Genomic DNA, 16,722 nt, shown 5'->3' with positions numbered 1-16,722 from the left:
TCGTCATTGTTGGAGACCAGTTTGGGAAGCGTTTCAAAGATTATATTACAGCGACTTGGCCTTGGTCTTGTGACGCTGTTCGTTGTCTCAATTGTCATTTTTACCGCAGTTAACTTACTCCCTGGCGATTTTGCTCAAAGCATTTTGGGTCAGGGTGCGACCAAAGACGCCGTTGAGGCGATCCGCAAAGACTTAGGTTTGGATCAGCCGTTTTTTGCCCGTTATCTTGATTGGCTGTCCGGTGCAGTACGCGGTGATCTGGGCACAAGCTTTGCCGCCGCTAATTTCAGCAGCTTTGTTGGTAGCGACGCAGGATCAGGCCTTGGTACAGTCGCTCAAACTATTGCTCCGCGTTTCGAAAACACGATGTTTTTGGCAGGTGTGACAGCGATGATTGCTGTGCCGCTGGCGGTTTTTCTGGGCGTTCTTGCCGCGCTCTACCGCGAGACTATTTTTGATCGGGCGGCCAACATTTTCACGCTGTCCAGCATCTCTAGCCCCGAGTTTTTCTTGGCATATGTGTTGATCTTGGTTCTTGCAGTGTTGAACCCGATCCTTCCGTCCCTTTCGAACATCTTTGATGGGATGAGCTTTTCTGAGCGTCTTGAGCGCACGTTGTTGCCCGCGCTTACGCTTACTCTGATTGTTACGGCCCATATGATGCGGATGACGCGCGCCGCCATTATCAATTTGCTGGCCTCGCCTTACATCGAGATGGCGCGCCTTAAGGGCATCAGCCCGATGCGTGTAATCGTCAAGCACGCGCTTCCCAATGCACTTGCGCCGATTATCAATGTGATCGCGCTTAACCTTGCCTATCTCATTACTGGCGTCGTCGTCGTCGAGACTGTTTTTGTCTATCCGGGTATTGGCCAGCTGTTCGTCGATAGTGTGAAGTTGCGTGACATACCTGTTGTGCAGGCGTGCTGTCTGATTTTCGCAGGGGCATATATTCTGCTTAACCTCGCGGCTGACATTATGTCGATCTTATCCAACCCACGTCTGAGGCATCCAAAATGAGCGGTTTCGTGACTGTGGTTCTGTTTTTTGTTGGCATGGCGGTTTTCGCATGGGCTTTCCGTTCGGTTGCGCGTGCGTTGAAGCCAGATGAGCCTGTGTTTCGCGATATGCCCTATGCAACCGCGTTCGGCTATATTTTTGGTTTGGTTGCTATCATGGGCGCGATTTGGCTTTATGCGTTGTCGCGTGATGCTGATCCGTTGGTTGCCAATAAGTACTTCTTTGCTGGCAAAGCGATGGAGGCCTTTGTGCTATTTACCATTGCCGCGTGGCTATTCCGCGTCGTTGGGCGCAGCATCGGCACCAATGGATCGCGTAAGTTGTTCCGTCAGATGCCATTGACCGCGTCTTTCGGCATCTTGATGATCATCCTTTATTCAATAGCTGCAATTTTTGCGGGGGTCATTGCGCCATACGGTCAGGACGAAATCATTCAGGGTGTCGCGGCTAATATTGTACCGGGCGGCAACCCTGCCATTGGAGGTAACCCAGAATTTCCCCTTGGTACGGATCAGTTGGGTCGCGATTTGTTGAGCCGTTTGATCTATGGTGCGCAGAACACAGTTGGCATCGCATTCGTCACCACGCTTCTGGCGTTTTTCCTTGGAGGCTCGCTTGGTTTTCTGGCAGCTGTTCTTGGCGGATGGTTTGATCAAATCATGTCCCGTGCGGTTGACGTTTTGATGGCAATTCCATCGCTTATTTTTGCGCTGCTCTTGATGACCATCGCGGCCGTTTGGGCGCCGCGTTTGGGTATACCGCTGACATTGTTCATGGTTGTAATCATCGCCGTCATCGATAGCACGCGGGTGTACCGCTTGGCGCGCGCGGTTGGCTATAACATCGTCGTTATGGATTACATCGAGGCCGCAAAATTGCGCGGTGAGGGCATGGGCTACCTGATCTTCAAAGAGATTTTGCCTAACGCCACTGCGCCTCTTTTGGCCGAATTTGGTCTGCGGTTTTGTTTCGTGTTTCTTACCATTGCATCGCTGTCGTTTCTTGGCGTCGGAATTCAGCCACCCCTTGCTGACTGGGGCACGATGGTTCGTGATTTGGCGCAGTTCATTAACTTTGCCGCCTTTGCGCCACAGGTAGCAGCAGCACCCCTCTTGGCGGCTGGTGCAATTGCGTTGCTAACGGTTGCTGTGAATTTTGTGGTGGACTGGATGCTTCACAGATCGTCGGGACTGAAGTCATGAGTAATCTTTTAACGATCAACGATATTTACATCGAAGGCCGCAGTGATGAGGTGTGGTCGCCCATTATCAATGGTGTGAACCTAAGCCTTAAGCGTGGCGAAGTTCTTGGTTTAATTGGTGAAAGTGGGGCGGGTAAATCCACGCTTGGACTTGCTGCAATGGGGTATACTCGTGATGGGTGCCGCATTTCGTCTGGTTCTGTTAATTTTGATGGTATCGATCTGGTCTCAGCATCCGCCGATGTAAAACGTGGGTTACTCGGTAAGCGCATCGCCTATGTTGCACAGTCTGCTGCCGCCAGCTTTAACCCTGCGCATAAGATCATTGATCAGCACACTGAGGCACCTACCCAGCATGGCGTGATGGTGCGTGCAGAAAGTTCAGAAGATGCGATGCAGCTTTACGAGCGTTTGCGCCTTCCCAACCCTCATGAAATTGGTTTTCGCTATCCGCATCAGGTTTCAGGCGGTCAGTTGCAGCGGGCAATGACAGCCATGGCCATGGCCTGCCGCCCTGATTTGATCATTTTTGACGAGCCAACAACTGCGCTTGATGTAACTACGCAGATTGAGGTCTTGGCGGCCATTCGCAAGATCGTTGAGGATTTTGACACCGCCGCGATTTATATCACGCACGACTTGGCAGTCGTCGCGCAGATGGCAGATCGGGTTAAGGTTTTGCTGCGCGGCGATGAGATTGAAACCGCAGATACGCGCCAAATGCTGGCCAATCCACAAGAAGACTACACGAAATCGCTTTGGGCCGTCCGCAGTTTTGAGCGCCCCGCAAAGCCCGCTGTTCATACCGGCGCAACGCCTGTTGTCTCGGTCCGTGGCGTCACGGCGGCGTACGGCAAGGTTGATGTTTTGAGCGACGTTAGTTTCGACATGCACGCTGGTCGGACAGTGGCCGTGGTGGGCGAATCTGGCTCGGGTAAATCAACAGCGGCGCGATGTATTACCGGCCTGCTGGCTCCACGACAGGGTCATGTTGAGTTTGATGGTGCGCAACTGCCCGCTTCATATAAGCAGCGTGATAAGATGCAGCTGCGCCAAGCTCAGATGATTTATCAAATGGCTGATACGGCGCTTAATCCGCGCAAAACGATCGCAGAAATCATTGGTCGTCCTGTGCAGTTTTACATGGGCCTGACTGGCCGTGCAAAAACCAAACGTGTGGATGAGTTGCTGACGCAGATCGAATTGGAGCCATCACAGTATCGTGACCGCTTACCGTCCGAGCTGTCTGGCGGTCAAAAACAGCGCGTCGGAATTGCCCGTGCGCTTGCGGCTGAGCCAAAATTCATCATCTGTGATGAGGTCACAAGTGCGCTGGATCAATTGGTTGCCGAGGGTATTTTGCGATTACTTGCTGATCTGCAAGATACGCTTGGCTTGACTTACATGTTCATTACGCATGATCTTGCTACTGTGAAATCTATTGCTGATGAAGTTGTTGTTATGAAGGATGGCCGTGTTGTGGAGCAGGGGCCCAAGGCAGAGATGTTCCAGCCGCCGCATCACCCATACACGGATTTGCTGCTGTCATCTGTGCCCGAAATGGACCCTGATTGGCTGACCAATCTGCTTGAGGAACGCGGCATGGAAAACATTGGTGATGCAGCCGTCGGTAAAATGTAGGCGATCTAATGAAGCTAAGTGAGAGCGGGCCGAACCCGCCTATGAAAACTCGATAAACTGTTCAACGAAGGGAAAAGAATATGTCAGGACTAAGTAGACGCGGACTTCTAAAGACGGGTGTTGCCGCAAGTATGCTGGCCGCCACAGGTGTGCCCGCGCGTGCCGAAGCGAAAAAGGGTGGCACGCTGCGCCTTGGGATTGCGGGTGCCAACACATCTGACAGTTGGGACGCGCGTACGCATTCTGACAGCTTTATGATCATGCTGGCGTACGGCGCTGTATTCGATTGCCTTACCGAGATAGGTGCGGACGGCCAGTTGAAAGGTGAGCTTGCCGAGAGCTGGGACGCGTCAGCAGATGCCAAGGTTTGGAACTTCAAGCTGCGCAAAGGTGTGACGTTTCACAACGGCAAAGCGTTTGGCGCCGATGATGTGATCGAATCGTTGAACATGCACGTGGCTGAGGGCGCGAAATCTGCGGCTCAGCCGATTGTTTCTGCGATCACGAACATGGAAAAGATCAACGATCACGAGATCGTCTTTACCCTGGAAGCTGGTAACGCGGACTTCCCGTTCCTGCTGTCTGACTATCACATCGTGATGTATCCAGCCGGTCAGGTCGAAGAAGCGATCGCCAAGGGTATCGGGACCGGTATGTACAAAGTCGAGAGCTTTGACCCCGGTGTTCGCGCATTGTTGAGCCGTGTTGATAGCCACTACAAAGATGGCAGCGCAGGTTGGTTTGACAGCGTCGAAGCGGTTGCGATTAACGATGCCTCTGCACGTATGAATGCGTTGATGACGGGTCAGGTGGATGCGGTGAACCGCGTTGATTTCAAGACAGAGCCACTTTTGCGCGCCAATCCAACGGTCAATATTTTTGAGGTGACCGGTAACCAGCACTATACGTTCCCGATGCTGACCAACCTGTCACCCTTTGATAACGTGAAGGTCCGTCAGGCGCTTAAGCATTCGATCAACCGTCAAGAGATGGTCGATAAGATTTTGCTTGGCCACGGCCGTGTTGCAAATGACCACCCGATTGGGCCTGCCAACCAATACTTTAACGATGACATCGCGCAAAACACATACGATCCTGACAAAGCGAAAAGCCTTATTAAAGAGGCTGGCCTTGATGGTTTAACTGTTCAGCTTTCTGCCGCAAACGCAGCGTTTGCCGGCGCGGTTGATGCGGCACAGCTCTATCAAGCTTCTGCTAAAGCGGCGGGTATCAACATTGATGTGATCCAAGAGCCTGATGATGGATATTGGTCAAACGTCTGGATGAAAAAGGCATGGTGTGCCTGCTACTGGTCCGGTCGCTCAACCGAGGACTGGATGTTCTCAACTGCATACGAAGCTGGCGTGCCTTGGTGGGACAGCAAGTGGGACAACAGCCGCTTCCAAGAGTTGCTCCTGACGGCGCGTGCCGAGCTTGATAGCGATAAGCGTCGCGATATGTACGGCGAAATGCAGCAGATTATGTCTGTTGATGGTGCGACTGTTATCCCGATGTATGCAAACTACGTCGATGCGCACAGCACTAAACTGACCAACTCTGGCACCATTGGTAACGTTTTCCAGATGGATAGCTCGCGTCTGGTCGAGCGTTGGTGGTTTGCGTAGCGCGCGTATCCCTAAACTAACAATTGCGCCCCGCCGTTTGGTGGGGCGTTTTTGTTTGGGGTATCGCTAAATTAGGCACCACACCATTTCGCTTGCAGTTTAGTGCCTTTGTGCCTATACGCGTTTCAACAGCGGCGTGTTGGGGTCCAAACCTAGCACCCACCGAAGCGATACAACGGGCCGTGCGCCCGTTTTTTTGTGCCCACAGTTAGGGCGATGAAAGTATACGAACCAATGAACGACCTGATTGCAAAAGCAGCGATTGATCGCCGACTTGCCGAGATCATTACACCTGTCATCGAAGACTTGGGGTATGAGCTGGTGCGCGTGCGATTGATGAGCGGCAAGCAGACAACGTTGCAGATCATGGCGCAAAAGCCTGATGGCACCATTGAGGTGGATGACTGCGCCAAGATCAGCACCGAAGTAAGCGCGACCCTTGATGTTGAGGATCCTATTCTGGACGCCTACGCGCTTGAAGTTTCCAGCCCTGGTATTGACCGCCCACTGACGCGTTTGAAAGATTTTGCGCTTTGGGAGGGCTACGAGGTCCGGATCGAAACTGATGAACTGATTGACGGACGCCGCCGCTTTAAGGGTGAGCTTGCGGGCGTTGAAGGTGATGAGGTTTTGATCACCATTGAAGAAGGCACGATCGGGCTCAAGTTCGACTGGCTGTCTGATGCAAAACTTATTTTGACTGACGATCTTATCCGCGAGGTCCTGAAGGGCCGCAAAGACGCGGGTCACATTGATGAGACACAATTCGATGAGGTTGAAACCATCATCGACGGTGAAGAAGAAGGAAACGTATAAATGGCTATTACCTCAGCGAACCAGCTTGAGCTTTTGCAAACCGCAGAGGCTGTTGCCCGCGAGAAAATGATTGATCCTGCGCTCGTCATCGAAGCCATGGAAGAGTCCCTCGCACGTGCGGCAAAGTCACGTTACGGCGCCGAAATGGACATTCGTGTCAGCATCGACCGCAAGACAGGCCGTGCGACATTCACTCGTGTCCGCACAGTTGTTGAGGAAGCAGAGCTTGAGAACTATCAAGCTGAGTTCACAGTTGAGCAAGCCAAGCAGTACATGGAAAACCCTGAGGTCGGCCAACAGCTGATCGAAGAAGTACCCCCTGTTGAAATGGGCCGTATCGCGGCACAATCCGCCAAGCAGGTTATTTTGCAGAAGGTTCGCGAAGCTGAGCGTGACCGCCAGTACGAAGAATTCAAAGACCGCGCAGGTACAATCATCAACGCGCTTGTTAAGCGTGAGGAGTACGGCAACGTCATCGTTGATGTGGGCAGTGGCGAAGCGGTTCTGCGCCGCAATGAGAAGATTGGCCGTGAAAGCTATCGCCCGAACGACCGCATTCGTTGCTACATCAAGGACGTTCGTCGCGAACAGCGTGGCCCGCAGATTTTCCTTAGCCGTACTGCGCCCGAGTTCATGGCAGAGCTGTTCAAGATGGAAGTCCCTGAAATCTACGACGGCATCATTGAGATCAAGGCAGTTGCCCGTGATCCCGGTTCGCGTGCCAAGATTGCAGTGATTTCATATGATGGCTCAATTGATCCGGTTGGTGCCTGTGTCGGTATGCGTGGCAGCCGTGTCCAAGCAGTTGTGAACGAGCTTCAGGGCGAGAAAATCGACATCATCCCATGGAACGACGATCAGCCAACGTTCCTCGTGAACGCGCTTCAGCCCGCTGAGGTGACTAAAGTGGTTCTTGACGAGGAAGCCGAGCGTATCGAGGTTGTTGTGCCGGATGAGCAGCTTTCACTGGCAATTGGCCGCCGTGGTCAAAACGTCCGCCTCGCGTCACAACTGACACACCTGGATATTGATATTCTGACCGAAGCACAGGAATCCGAGCGTCGTCAGGCGGAATTTGCTGAGCGCACTGCGCTGTTCATGGAAACACTGGACGTCGACGAATTTTTCGCACAATTGCTTGTCTCTGAGGGCTTCACATCACTTGAAGAAGTTGCCTACGTCGAAGTTGATGAACTTCTGGTTATTGACGGTGTGGACGAAGCAACCGCGTCCGAGCTTCAGGCACGTGCACGTGACAACATCGAAGCGGCCAATAAAAAGGCGCTTGAGAATGCAATCGCTTTGGGTGCTGAAGATAGCTTGATCTCGTTTGATGGTCTGACGCCACAAATGGTTGAAGCGCTTGCAAATGATGACGTTAAAACTCTTGAGGATTTCGCAACTTGCGCCGATTGGGAACTTGCTGGCGGCTGGACAACTGTGAACGGTGAGCGCTCAAAAGATGACGGTACGCTTGAGCCGTTTGATGTGAGCTTGCAGGAAGCCCAAGACATGATCATGACAGCACGCGTGATGTTGGGTTGGGTTGATCCGACCGAGCTTGAAACTGATGAAGTTGAGGGCGAAGGCGACGCAGCTGAAATGGAGGCCGAGGTCTGATCGCAGGCCTCGGGAACCCTTGAACATGACGCGCGGTGGTGCTGATAAAGACCGGTCTAACGGCCCTGAACGTAAGTGCATTGCGACAGGTGACGTGCAGCCAAAAGGCGGTTTGATCCGTTTTGTGGTAGGGCCGGATAATCACATTTACCCTGATGTGATGGAAAAATTGCCAGGACGCGGTATATACGTGTCAGCAGCCAAAGAAGCTTTGGAGCTTGCCCAGAAGAAGGGTTTGTTCAGCAAAGCCGCCAAAGCAAAGGTGGTTGCGCCTGATGATCTGATCGCTGTTGTGGATCATGCGTTGGTTGCGCGTTTTGGGAACTTGATGGCGCTTTCTCGCAAAGCAGGCCACGCAGTTGTCGGATTTGAGAAAGTAAAAGACTGGCTCGTGAAGGAGTATGCAGAGGTTCTGTTACAAGCAAGCGATGGTTCCGAGCGGGGCAAGTCAAAGTTGAGTACGCCACACTATGGTCGATTTATCGGCTGTTTGACGGCAAATGAATTGGGTTTGGCATTTGGGCGAGAAAGTGTGATACACGGCGCACTCGCATCTGGTGGGCTCACCGATGGTATCGTTGAGACCGCAGCCAAACTGGAAGCGATACGTGAATGGAACGGCGTGAAGGCACGTCGGAAAGGAAAAGCACTCGATGAGTGAAGACGACGGTAAAAAGACATTGGGCGTTCGCCGCGGCGGACCTGGTAACGTAAAGCAGAGCTTTAGTCACGGACGTACGAAGAACGTCGTGGTGGAGACTAAGCGCAAGCGCGTAATGGTGCCCAAGCCGGGTGGTGGCTCACAGCCTAAACCTGGTGCAGGTCTTGTTGCGGGCGATCCATCGAAGCGTCCGGCAGGTATTTCCGACGCGGAAATGGAACGCCGTATGAAGGCTTTGCAGCAGGCGAAAGCCCGCGAAGCCGAAGATGCTGCGAAGCGAGAAGCTGAAGAGAAGGCCCGCGCGGAAAGCCGTGCCCGCCGCCGCGAAGAAGCCGAAGCCAAAGATCGCGAAGAGCGTGCTCGTGAAGAAGCGCTGAAAGCGAAAAAAGATGAGGATGCACGCAAGGTTCGTGAAGCTGAAGAAGCTGCAAAACGAGCGGCTGCGCCTGCTGAAGCACCTGCTGCACCGGCTGCGCCACGCGGTCCCGGCAAGCTGACTGCTGCTCCTCGTCGTGAAGCGGATAACGACCGTGACAACAAACGCAATAAAAACCGCGGTAACGACGATGGTCGCCGCAGCGGCAAGCTTACCCTGAACCAAGCCCTTTCGGGTGGTGAAGGTGGGCGTCAGCGTTCAATGGCGGCGATGAAGCGTAAGCAAGAACGCCAACGTCAGAAAGCTATGGGCGGCGCAGTTGAGCGCGAAAAGGTTGTACGTGACGTACAGCTCCCCGAAGTTATCGTGGTGTCTGAACTCGCAAACCGTATGGCCGAGCGCGTTGCAGATGTTGTGAAGTCTTTGATGACGAATGGCATCATGGCGACGCAAACCCAGACGATTGATGCGGATACTGCCGAACTCATCATCGAGGAATTTGGCCACAAAGTGGTTCGGGTTTCCGATTCTGATGTGGAAGATGTCATAACTGAGATCGAAGATGCGCCTGAAAACCTTGAGGCACGTCCACCGGTCATTACTGTGATGGGACACGTTGACCACGGTAAAACTTCGTTGCTTGATGCAATCCGGAATGCGCGCGTTGTTGCGGGCGAGGCCGGTGGCATCACCCAGCACATCGGTGCGTATCAGGTCGAGCAAAATGGCAAGCAATTGACCTTCCTCGACACACCCGGTCACGCGGCGTTTACGTCAATGCGTGCACGTGGTGCGCAGGTAACAGATATCGTTATCTTGGTGGTCGCTGCGGATGACGCGGTTATGCCGCAAACGATCGAAGCTATTAACCACGCGAAAGCCGCCAATGTTCCGATGATTGTGGCGATCAACAAGATCGACCGCCCTGCTGCAAACGCTGACAAAGTTCGGACTGATTTGCTTCAGCACGAAGTGATCGTCGAAAAAATGTCTGGCGAAGTGCAAGATGTTGAAGTGTCTGCCATCAACGGCACTGGTCTTGATCAGTTGCTTGAGGCGATTAGCCTTCAGTCTGAGCTTCTTGAGCTGAAAGCCAACCCCAACCGTGCTGCGCGCGGTGCTGTGATCGAGGCTCAGCTTGATGTTGGTCGCGGTCCCGTTGCGACGGTTCTGGTTGAGACTGGTACCCTTAAGCAAGGCGACATTTTTGTTGTTGGCGAGCAATGGGGTAAAGTCCGGGCGTTGGTTAACGACCAAGGTGAGCGGGTTAAAGAAGCAGGACCATCAGTTCCTGTTGAGGTTCTGGGTCTTAACGGCACACCCGAAGCTGGTGACGTGCTGAACGTGACTGAAACCGAAGCGCAGGCCCGTGAAATTGCGGAATATCGTGCTCAGGCGGCGAAAGACAAACGTGCGGCCGCTGGTGCTGCAACGACGCTTGAGCAGTTGATGGCAAATGCCAAAGCAGACGAGTCCATGACTGAGCTGCCAATTGTTGTAAAAGCTGACGTTCAGGGTTCTGCCGAAGCGATCAGCCAAGCGATGGACAAAATCGGCAACGAAGAAGTTCGTGTTCGTGTGCTTCACTCTGGCGTTGGTGCGATCACTGAATCTGACATCGGCCTTGCCGAAGCGTCTGGCGCGCCTGTATTTGGTTTTAACGTCCGTGCAAATGCTACCGCACGTAACGTGGCGAACCAAAAGGGTGTTGAGATCCGTTATTACTCGGTCATCTATGATCTGGTAGATGACGTCAAAGCAGCCGCAAGTGGTCTGCTGTCTGCGGAAATCAAAGAGAACTTCATTGGCTATGCGAACATCAAGGACGTCTTCAAGGTGTCTAACGTGGGTAAAGTGGCCGGGTGTCTGGTGACCGAGGGCGTTGCCCGTCGTTCTGCTGGCGTACGTTTGCTGCGTGACAACGTGGTGATCCATGAAGGCACATTGAAGACATTGAAGCGCTTCAAGGACGAGGTTCCCGAAGTTCAATCAGGTCAAGAGTGTGGTATGGCGTTCGAGAACTACGACGACATCCGTGCCAACGATGTGATCGAAATCTTTGAGCGCGAAGAAGTTGAGCGCACGCTTTCTTGATTGGAAGTAGCATCGGTTCCGACCGGTAATTTGAAATAACAGAGGGCGCCCTATTGGCGCCCTTTTTTCATTTCAGCGGTTTGTAGGGGGCAGCACATACTGATTAAACCGGAAAACCCTCAAAGGTTTTGTCACCAACTCTGATGAGTAGCTTACCGTTTTCAAGAGCCTTAATCAGGATCCCTTGTACAGACACGCCACTTCCAATCTGAACTGTTCTAAGCATTTTCGGGTTCCACATACGACCAACTCCAGCATCTTAACCAAATGGTAACCAAGAAATCTTGCTATCTTGAGGCCGAAGATCGGTGTCGAAAGTACGAACCTAAAGCCAATCACGCAAAATGGGGATGAGCGGAATATCTGCGGCAGGCATTGGATAATTGCTTAGTTCGTTCGCTTTCACCCATTTTAGGGCTTGGTTTTCGCGTGACTGGGGCGTGCCGTTCCATTTTCGACAAGCAAACAGCGGCATCAAAAGATGGAATTTTTCGTATGAGTGCGACGCGAAGGTAAGTGGGGCAAGGCAGCTCTCCCATGTATCAATGCCAAGCTCTTCGTTTAACTCCCGCACCAAAGCCGCCTCTGGTGTTTCGCCCGTTTCGACTTTCCCGCCCGGAAATTCCCACAGGCCTGCCATGGATTTACCTTCTGGGCGCTGGCCAAGCAAAACGCGACCATCGACGTCAATCAAGGCTACAGCAGAGACAAGTACCGTCTTCATGAGCGATAATCTGCATTGATTGTGATGTACCCGTGGGTCAAATCACATGTCCACACGGTTGCATCGGATGTTCCCACGCCAAGGTCCACGTTTATTACAATGTCTTGCTTTTTCATCACTGCTGCACCTTGTTCTTCCGCGTAGCTTGGGCTGACCCAACCATTCTCGGCTACACGGATGTCACCAAAGCTGATTGAAAGGGTGTCTCGGTCTGCCTTTGCACCAGATTTACCCACAGCTGCAACAATACGGCCCCAGTTTGGATCTTCACCCGCGATCGCCGTTTTGACGAGGGGCGAATTCGCGATTGAGAGCGCACAACGCTTTGCATCCGGCTCACTGTCGGCGCCGGTCACGTTCACTGTCACAAATTTGGTGGCGCCTTCGCCATCACGTACGACTTGATGAGCGAGGTCCAGCATTAATGTCTCAAGTGCCTGCGCAAAGTCGGCGTTACCAGTCACGTCAACGTTCGATGCGCCCGTCGCGGCCATTATGAGTGTGTCGGAAGTAGATGTGTCGCTGTCTACAGTGATGCAGTTGAAGGTCCTGTCGTTAATTGCGGACACCATCTGTTGTAGGTCTGGCTGTGCGATCTTTGCATCGGTGAAGATATAAACCAGCATCGTGGCCATATCGGGCGCAATCATGCCGGACCCTTTGGCGATGCCGGTGATCGATACTGTTTTCCCGTCAATATCAATCTGTGCGCCTGCCGCTTTGGGGAACGTGTCCGTCGTCATTATCGCTTCGGCGGCACCCTTCAGCTTGCCCGGTGAGAGCCCTTCTTTCAGCTCAGAAAGCTTGGCTGTAATCTTCTCAAATGGCAGGGCTTCACCGATCACGCCAGTTGACGATGAGAACACCCGTTGAGGGGCAATCCCGAGTGTATCGGCGACCGCTGTGCAAATATTCGTCACCGCTTCAGCACCGTCTGATCCTGTAAACGCGTTGGCGTTTCCGGAGTTTACGATAATTGCTGCCTCGCCTGAGGGGTCGCCACCCAGTTTAGCCTGACAGTCCAGCACCGGTGCTGCGCGGGTTGCGGACGTTGTGAAAACCCCTGCGATTGATGTGCCGGCTTGAAGATGTGTAAGCATCACATCTTTACGGCCTGAATAGCGCACGCCAGCTTCGACAGTCGCAAAGCGGACGCCCGAGATCATCGGAACAACGGGAAAACTAGCTGGGGCGAGGGGCGATATAGTCATTTATTCAGACAACAGTTCGTAGTTAGAAATGATTGATGGGTCGATTGCAGAAAGGTCTGCCGGAGTGATGTCAGCGCCCTCAAGAAGATCGGCGACATAGCTATCAACGGCTTCACGTTGCAGTCGTTGTGACAGGTCTGCACGCACTTCATCAAGGCTGGGGGCGGATGCGATGCGGTCTTGTTTTAACAAAATCACGTGCCAGCCAAATTGGGTTTCGACCGGTTGTGAAACTTCGCCGACAGACAGCGCAACGACCGCCTCCTCAAACGGGGCAACCATAGCGCCGGTTCCAAACCAGCCCAAATCCCCACCATTCGGACCAGACGGGCCAGTTGATTTTTCTTTGGCTAGTTCTGCAAAGTCAGCACCATTTGATAGCTGCTCAACCAATGCGGTTGCTTCGTCTTGGGTCTCCACCAAAATATGCGCGGCGTTGTACTCTTTGCCCAAATCAGCATCAGCGTATTGCGCTTCATACGCCGCCTTAAGCGCGTCTTCTGCGACAGCATCGGATGACAGGACGTCAATCACTTCACCTGCCAGCAGCGAGCGTCGTTCGTTTTGCAAAGTAGTCGTAACGCGTGCGGGTGTGTCTTCAAGAGATTGGGCGAGAAGCTCTTGTTGTGTTAGTTGATCGATGATGCCCTGAAACAGGACCTCTGGCGGTAAATCACGATATTGTTGCGGCAAGCGCGCGTGCGATGCGATGACGTGGCCAAGTGTAATGTCGGTGCCATTGACCGAGGTAATCACTGTTGAGGCATCTTGGGCCTGCAAGGACGCGGCGGCAAAAGTACTCAACAAAGCTGCGCCAATAAAATTAAGGGATTTTACCATTTCGTGATCCTTTTGTGGCCCCATGGGTGGTGCCGTTGACACTAACATAGGCGGCCCTTACATCCTTTACAGCACTTACGCCTTCGAGGTTTGAGACTGCCTGTTAAGCTCTTATGTATGGCTGCAGGTCGGGACGGGCAACCACCCGTCTTATGACATTTTTATTGGGGCCATCGGCCAAGGAAGACACATGTTGGGTTTAGGCACCATCGCCAAGAAGGTTTTTGGCACTCCGAACGATCGTAAAGTTAAATCGACGCGTCCACTTGTTGAGAAAATCAATGCGCTCGAGCCTGATTTCCAAGCGCTTACCGATGAGCAACTAATTGAAAAGACGAATGAGTTTCGCGAGCGTATTGCTGGCGGCGAAAGTCTCGATAGTCTTCTGCCTGAAGCCTTTGCCAACTGTCGTGAGGGCGCGCGCCGTGCGCTTGGATTGCGGGCGTTTGATACGCAATTGATGGGCGGTATTTTCCTGCATCAAGGCAACATCGCTGAAATGAAGACCGGTGAGGGCAAAACCCTCGTTGCGACTTTCCCCGCTTATCTGAACGGGCTTAGCGGCAAGGGCGTGCACATCGTGACGGTCAACGATTATCTGGCCAAACGTGATGCGGAATGGATGTCTAAGGTTTATGGCGCGTTGGGTTTGAGCACGGGTGTTGTCTATCCACAGCAGCCAGAGGCCGAGAAGAAGCAAGCCTACGCCGCCGACATCACATATGCGACCAACAATGAGCTTGGGTTTGATTACCTTCGTGACAATATGCGTTCTGAGCTGGACCAGATGGGACAGCGAGGCCACAATTTTGCGATCGTCGATGAGGTCGACTCAATCTTGATTGATGAGGCGCGCACGCCGCTGATTATCTCTGGCCCTGCGCAGGATCGGTCTGAACTGTATAAAGTCGTGAACACGATCATCCCCGAGCTAAGCGAGGAACACTTCACGATTGATGAGAAAACCCGCAACGTTACGTATTCTGAAGAAGGTAACGAGTGGCTTGAGCAACGCCTGCGTGAAGGTGGTCTGCTTGATGCTGAGCAAACTCTGTATGATCCCGAAAGCGTAACGTTGGTGCATCATGTGAACCAAGCGCTTTCAGCACATAAACTCTTTACCAAAGACAAAGACTACATTGTGCGCGACGGCGAAGTTATCCTCATTGATGAACACACGGGCCGTATGATGCCGGGTCGCCGTATGTCAGATGGTTTGCACCAAGCGATTGAGGCGAAAGAAGGCGTGGCTATTCAGCCTGAAAACGTCACACTCGCGTCTGTCACGTTCCAAAACTATTTCCGTCTGTATTCCAAGTTGGGCGGTATGACTGGTACTGCTAAAACTGAAGAAGAAGAGTTTGGTGAAATTTACAAGCTGGGCGTTGTCGAAGTGCCGACAAACCGTCCCATCCAGCGTGTGGACGAGCATGATCAAGTTTTCCGCACATCTGACGAGAAATACAAAGCTGTTGTTGATGCGCTGAAGGCTGCAAACGCAAACGGTCAGCCTGTATTGGTCGGGACAACCTCAATCGAAAAATCAGAATATATCAGTCAAGTACTGACTGCCGAAGGTATTGAGCACAACGTACTAAATGCGCTCCAGCACGAGCAAGAAGCGCAGATCATCGCAAAGGCTGGTCGCCTTCGCGCGGTAACACTTGCTACAAACATGGCGGGTCGCGGAACAGATATTCAGCTTGGCGGCAACGTCGATATGCAGGTCATGGAAGCGCTGGCTGAGAAACCTGACGCTGATCCAGAAGCGTTACGCGCGGAAATCGAAGCTTCGGTGGCGGATGAAAAGGCGAAGGTTCTTGCGGCCGGTGGTCTTTATGTTCTGGCAACCGAACGTCACGAAAGCCGTCGGATTGATAACCAGTTGCGTGGGCGTTCCGGACGTCAGGGGGATCCGGGTCGCTCGTCGTTTTTCCTGTCGCTTGAAGATGACCTGATGCGCATCTTTGGTTCTGAGCGTCTTGAGGCAGTTCTGTCTCGCCTTGGTATGGCTGAAGGTGAGGCGATTGTGCACCCTTGGGTCAATAAATCACTCGAGAAAGCGCAGGCGAAAGTTGAAGGTCGCAACTTTGATATTCGTAAGCAGCTGCTTAAGTTCGATGACGTAATGAACGATCAGCGTAAGGTGATCTTCAACCAGCGTCTTGAAATCATGCAAAGCCGTGACGTGTCTGAAATTACAAAAGACATGCGCGATCAGGTGATTGAAGATTTGGTCGATGAGTTCATGCCGCCAAAAACCTATGCAGACCAATGGGATACGCAAACCATGCAGGCACAGGCGATTGAGCGTCTTGGGCTTGATTTGCCGATCGTGGATTGGGCAGACGAAGAAGGTGTCGACGACGAGGTTATCCTTGAGCGTATTGAGGAAGCCGCCGATGCAATGATGGCCGAAAAGTCGGAGCAGTTCGGTGAAGACAGCATGCGGAGCATTGAAAAGCAGCTTCTCTTGAATACCATCGATACAAAATGGCGTGAGCACCTGATCGCTCTTGAGCATTTGCGCTCTGTTGTGGGGTTCCGTGGATACGCGCAGCGTGATCCGTTGAACGAATATAAGACCGACAGTTTTCAGTTATTTGAGGCTTTGCTCGATGGTCTTCGTGGCGATGTAACCCAGAAGCTGGCTCAAATCCGCCCTCTAACTGAGGAAGAGCAGCAAGCGATGATGGCGCAGATGGCCGCACAGCAGGCACAGCTACAAGCGCCGGCTGATGCTGTCCCTGCGTCCGATAATGGAAACGCGGTTGATGGCTTTGTAGAAAGTGACCCTACGACTTGGGGTAATCCATCACGCAACGATAGTTGTCCTTGTGGTTCTGGTAAGAAGTTCAAGCACTGTCACGGGCGCGTTTAATGGCTGGTCTGT

The 16,722-nt window shown here is 52.7% G+C and carries 12 protein-coding genes; 9 read left to right on the top strand and 3 right to left on the bottom strand.

All coding sequences use genetic code 11. The annotated features are described in order from the left end of the window. Positions 1–21 precede the first annotated feature (21 nt). The 8 genes from NIG5292_RS05670 (at position 22) to infB (ending at position 11,054) form a co-directional block, all read left to right on the top strand. The gene (locus tag NIG5292_RS05670; RefSeq protein ID WP_048598522.1) at positions 22–1,020 is read left to right on the top strand and encodes an ABC transporter permease; all 999 of its coding nucleotides are present in this window, start codon (positions 22–24) and stop codon (positions 1,018–1,020) included. After that, on the top strand, positions 1,017–2,222 hold the full coding sequence (locus tag NIG5292_RS05665) for an ABC transporter permease (RefSeq protein ID WP_082136635.1): 1,206 nt from the start codon (positions 1,017–1,019) through the stop codon (positions 2,220–2,222). Before NIG5292_RS05670 ends, NIG5292_RS05665 begins: the two co-directional genes overlap by 4 nt. Next, positions 2,219–3,862: an ABC transporter ATP-binding protein gene (locus NIG5292_RS05660; RefSeq protein ID WP_048598521.1), complete on the top strand. Its 1,644-nt coding sequence runs from the start codon at positions 2,219–2,221 to the stop codon at positions 3,860–3,862. The genes NIG5292_RS05665 and NIG5292_RS05660 overlap by 4 nt, the downstream gene beginning before the upstream one ends. Positions 3,863–3,942: 80 nt before the next feature. Further along, on the top strand, positions 3,943–5,487 hold the full coding sequence (locus NIG5292_RS05655; protein WP_048598520.1) for an ABC transporter substrate-binding protein: 1,545 nt from the start codon (positions 3,943–3,945) through the stop codon (positions 5,485–5,487). A 234-nt stretch (positions 5,488–5,721) separates the two neighbouring features. Further along, complete coding sequence (gene rimP / locus NIG5292_RS05650) at positions 5,722–6,303, top strand: ribosome maturation factor RimP (RefSeq protein ID WP_048598789.1); 582 nt, start codon at positions 5,722–5,724, stop codon at positions 6,301–6,303. Next, positions 6,304–7,923 (top strand): transcription termination factor NusA, encoded by a 1,620-nt coding sequence (nusA, locus tag NIG5292_RS05645; RefSeq protein ID WP_048598519.1) that lies wholly within the window; start codon positions 6,304–6,306, stop codon positions 7,921–7,923. Between the two features lie 25 nt (positions 7,924–7,948). After that, complete coding sequence (locus NIG5292_RS05640) at positions 7,949–8,584, top strand: RNA-binding protein (protein ID WP_048598788.1); 636 nt, start codon at positions 7,949–7,951, stop codon at positions 8,582–8,584. Next, the gene (gene infB, locus NIG5292_RS05635; protein WP_048598518.1) at positions 8,577–11,054 is read left to right on the top strand and encodes a translation initiation factor IF-2; all 2,478 of its coding nucleotides are present in this window, start codon (positions 8,577–8,579) and stop codon (positions 11,052–11,054) included. The genes NIG5292_RS05640 and infB overlap by 8 nt, the downstream gene beginning before the upstream one ends. A 325-nt stretch (positions 11,055–11,379) precedes the next feature. Here the strand turns inward: infB and mutT are convergent, their stop codons facing one another. The 3 genes from mutT to NIG5292_RS05615 are packed head-to-tail and all read right to left on the bottom strand — an operon-like array spanning position 11,380 to position 13,829. After that, entirely contained in the window at positions 11,380–11,778 is a 399-nt protein-coding gene (mutT, locus tag NIG5292_RS05625; protein WP_048598517.1) for an 8-oxo-dGTP diphosphatase MutT, read from the bottom strand. Beyond that, positions 11,775–12,989 carry a bifunctional glutamate N-acetyltransferase/amino-acid acetyltransferase ArgJ gene (gene argJ, locus NIG5292_RS05620; RefSeq protein ID WP_048598516.1) on the bottom strand — a complete coding sequence of 405 codons (1,215 nt, stop codon included), beginning with the start codon at positions 12,987–12,989 and terminating at the stop codon, positions 11,775–11,777. Before argJ ends, mutT begins: the two co-directional genes overlap by 4 nt. Further along, complete coding sequence (locus NIG5292_RS05615; RefSeq protein ID WP_048598786.1) at positions 12,990–13,829, bottom strand: peptidylprolyl isomerase; 840 nt, start codon at positions 13,827–13,829, stop codon at positions 12,990–12,992. It abuts the gene before it with no gap. A gap of 190 nt (positions 13,830–14,019) precedes the next feature. Here NIG5292_RS05615 and secA point away from each other — a divergent pair, with 190 nt between their 5' ends. Next, positions 14,020–16,710, top strand: a complete 2,691-nt coding sequence (gene secA, locus NIG5292_RS05610) for a preprotein translocase subunit SecA (protein ID WP_048598515.1) — start codon at positions 14,020–14,022, stop codon at positions 16,708–16,710. Positions 16,711–16,722 lie beyond the last annotated feature (12 nt).

Source organism: Nereida ignava, assembly GCF_001049735.1.
GTDB classification, from domain to species: Bacteria; Pseudomonadota; Alphaproteobacteria; order Rhodobacterales; family Rhodobacteraceae; genus Nereida; species Nereida ignava.
The sequence above is the reverse complement of the archived record's forward strand: the minus strand, read 5'-3'. Positions and strand labels throughout refer to the sequence as shown.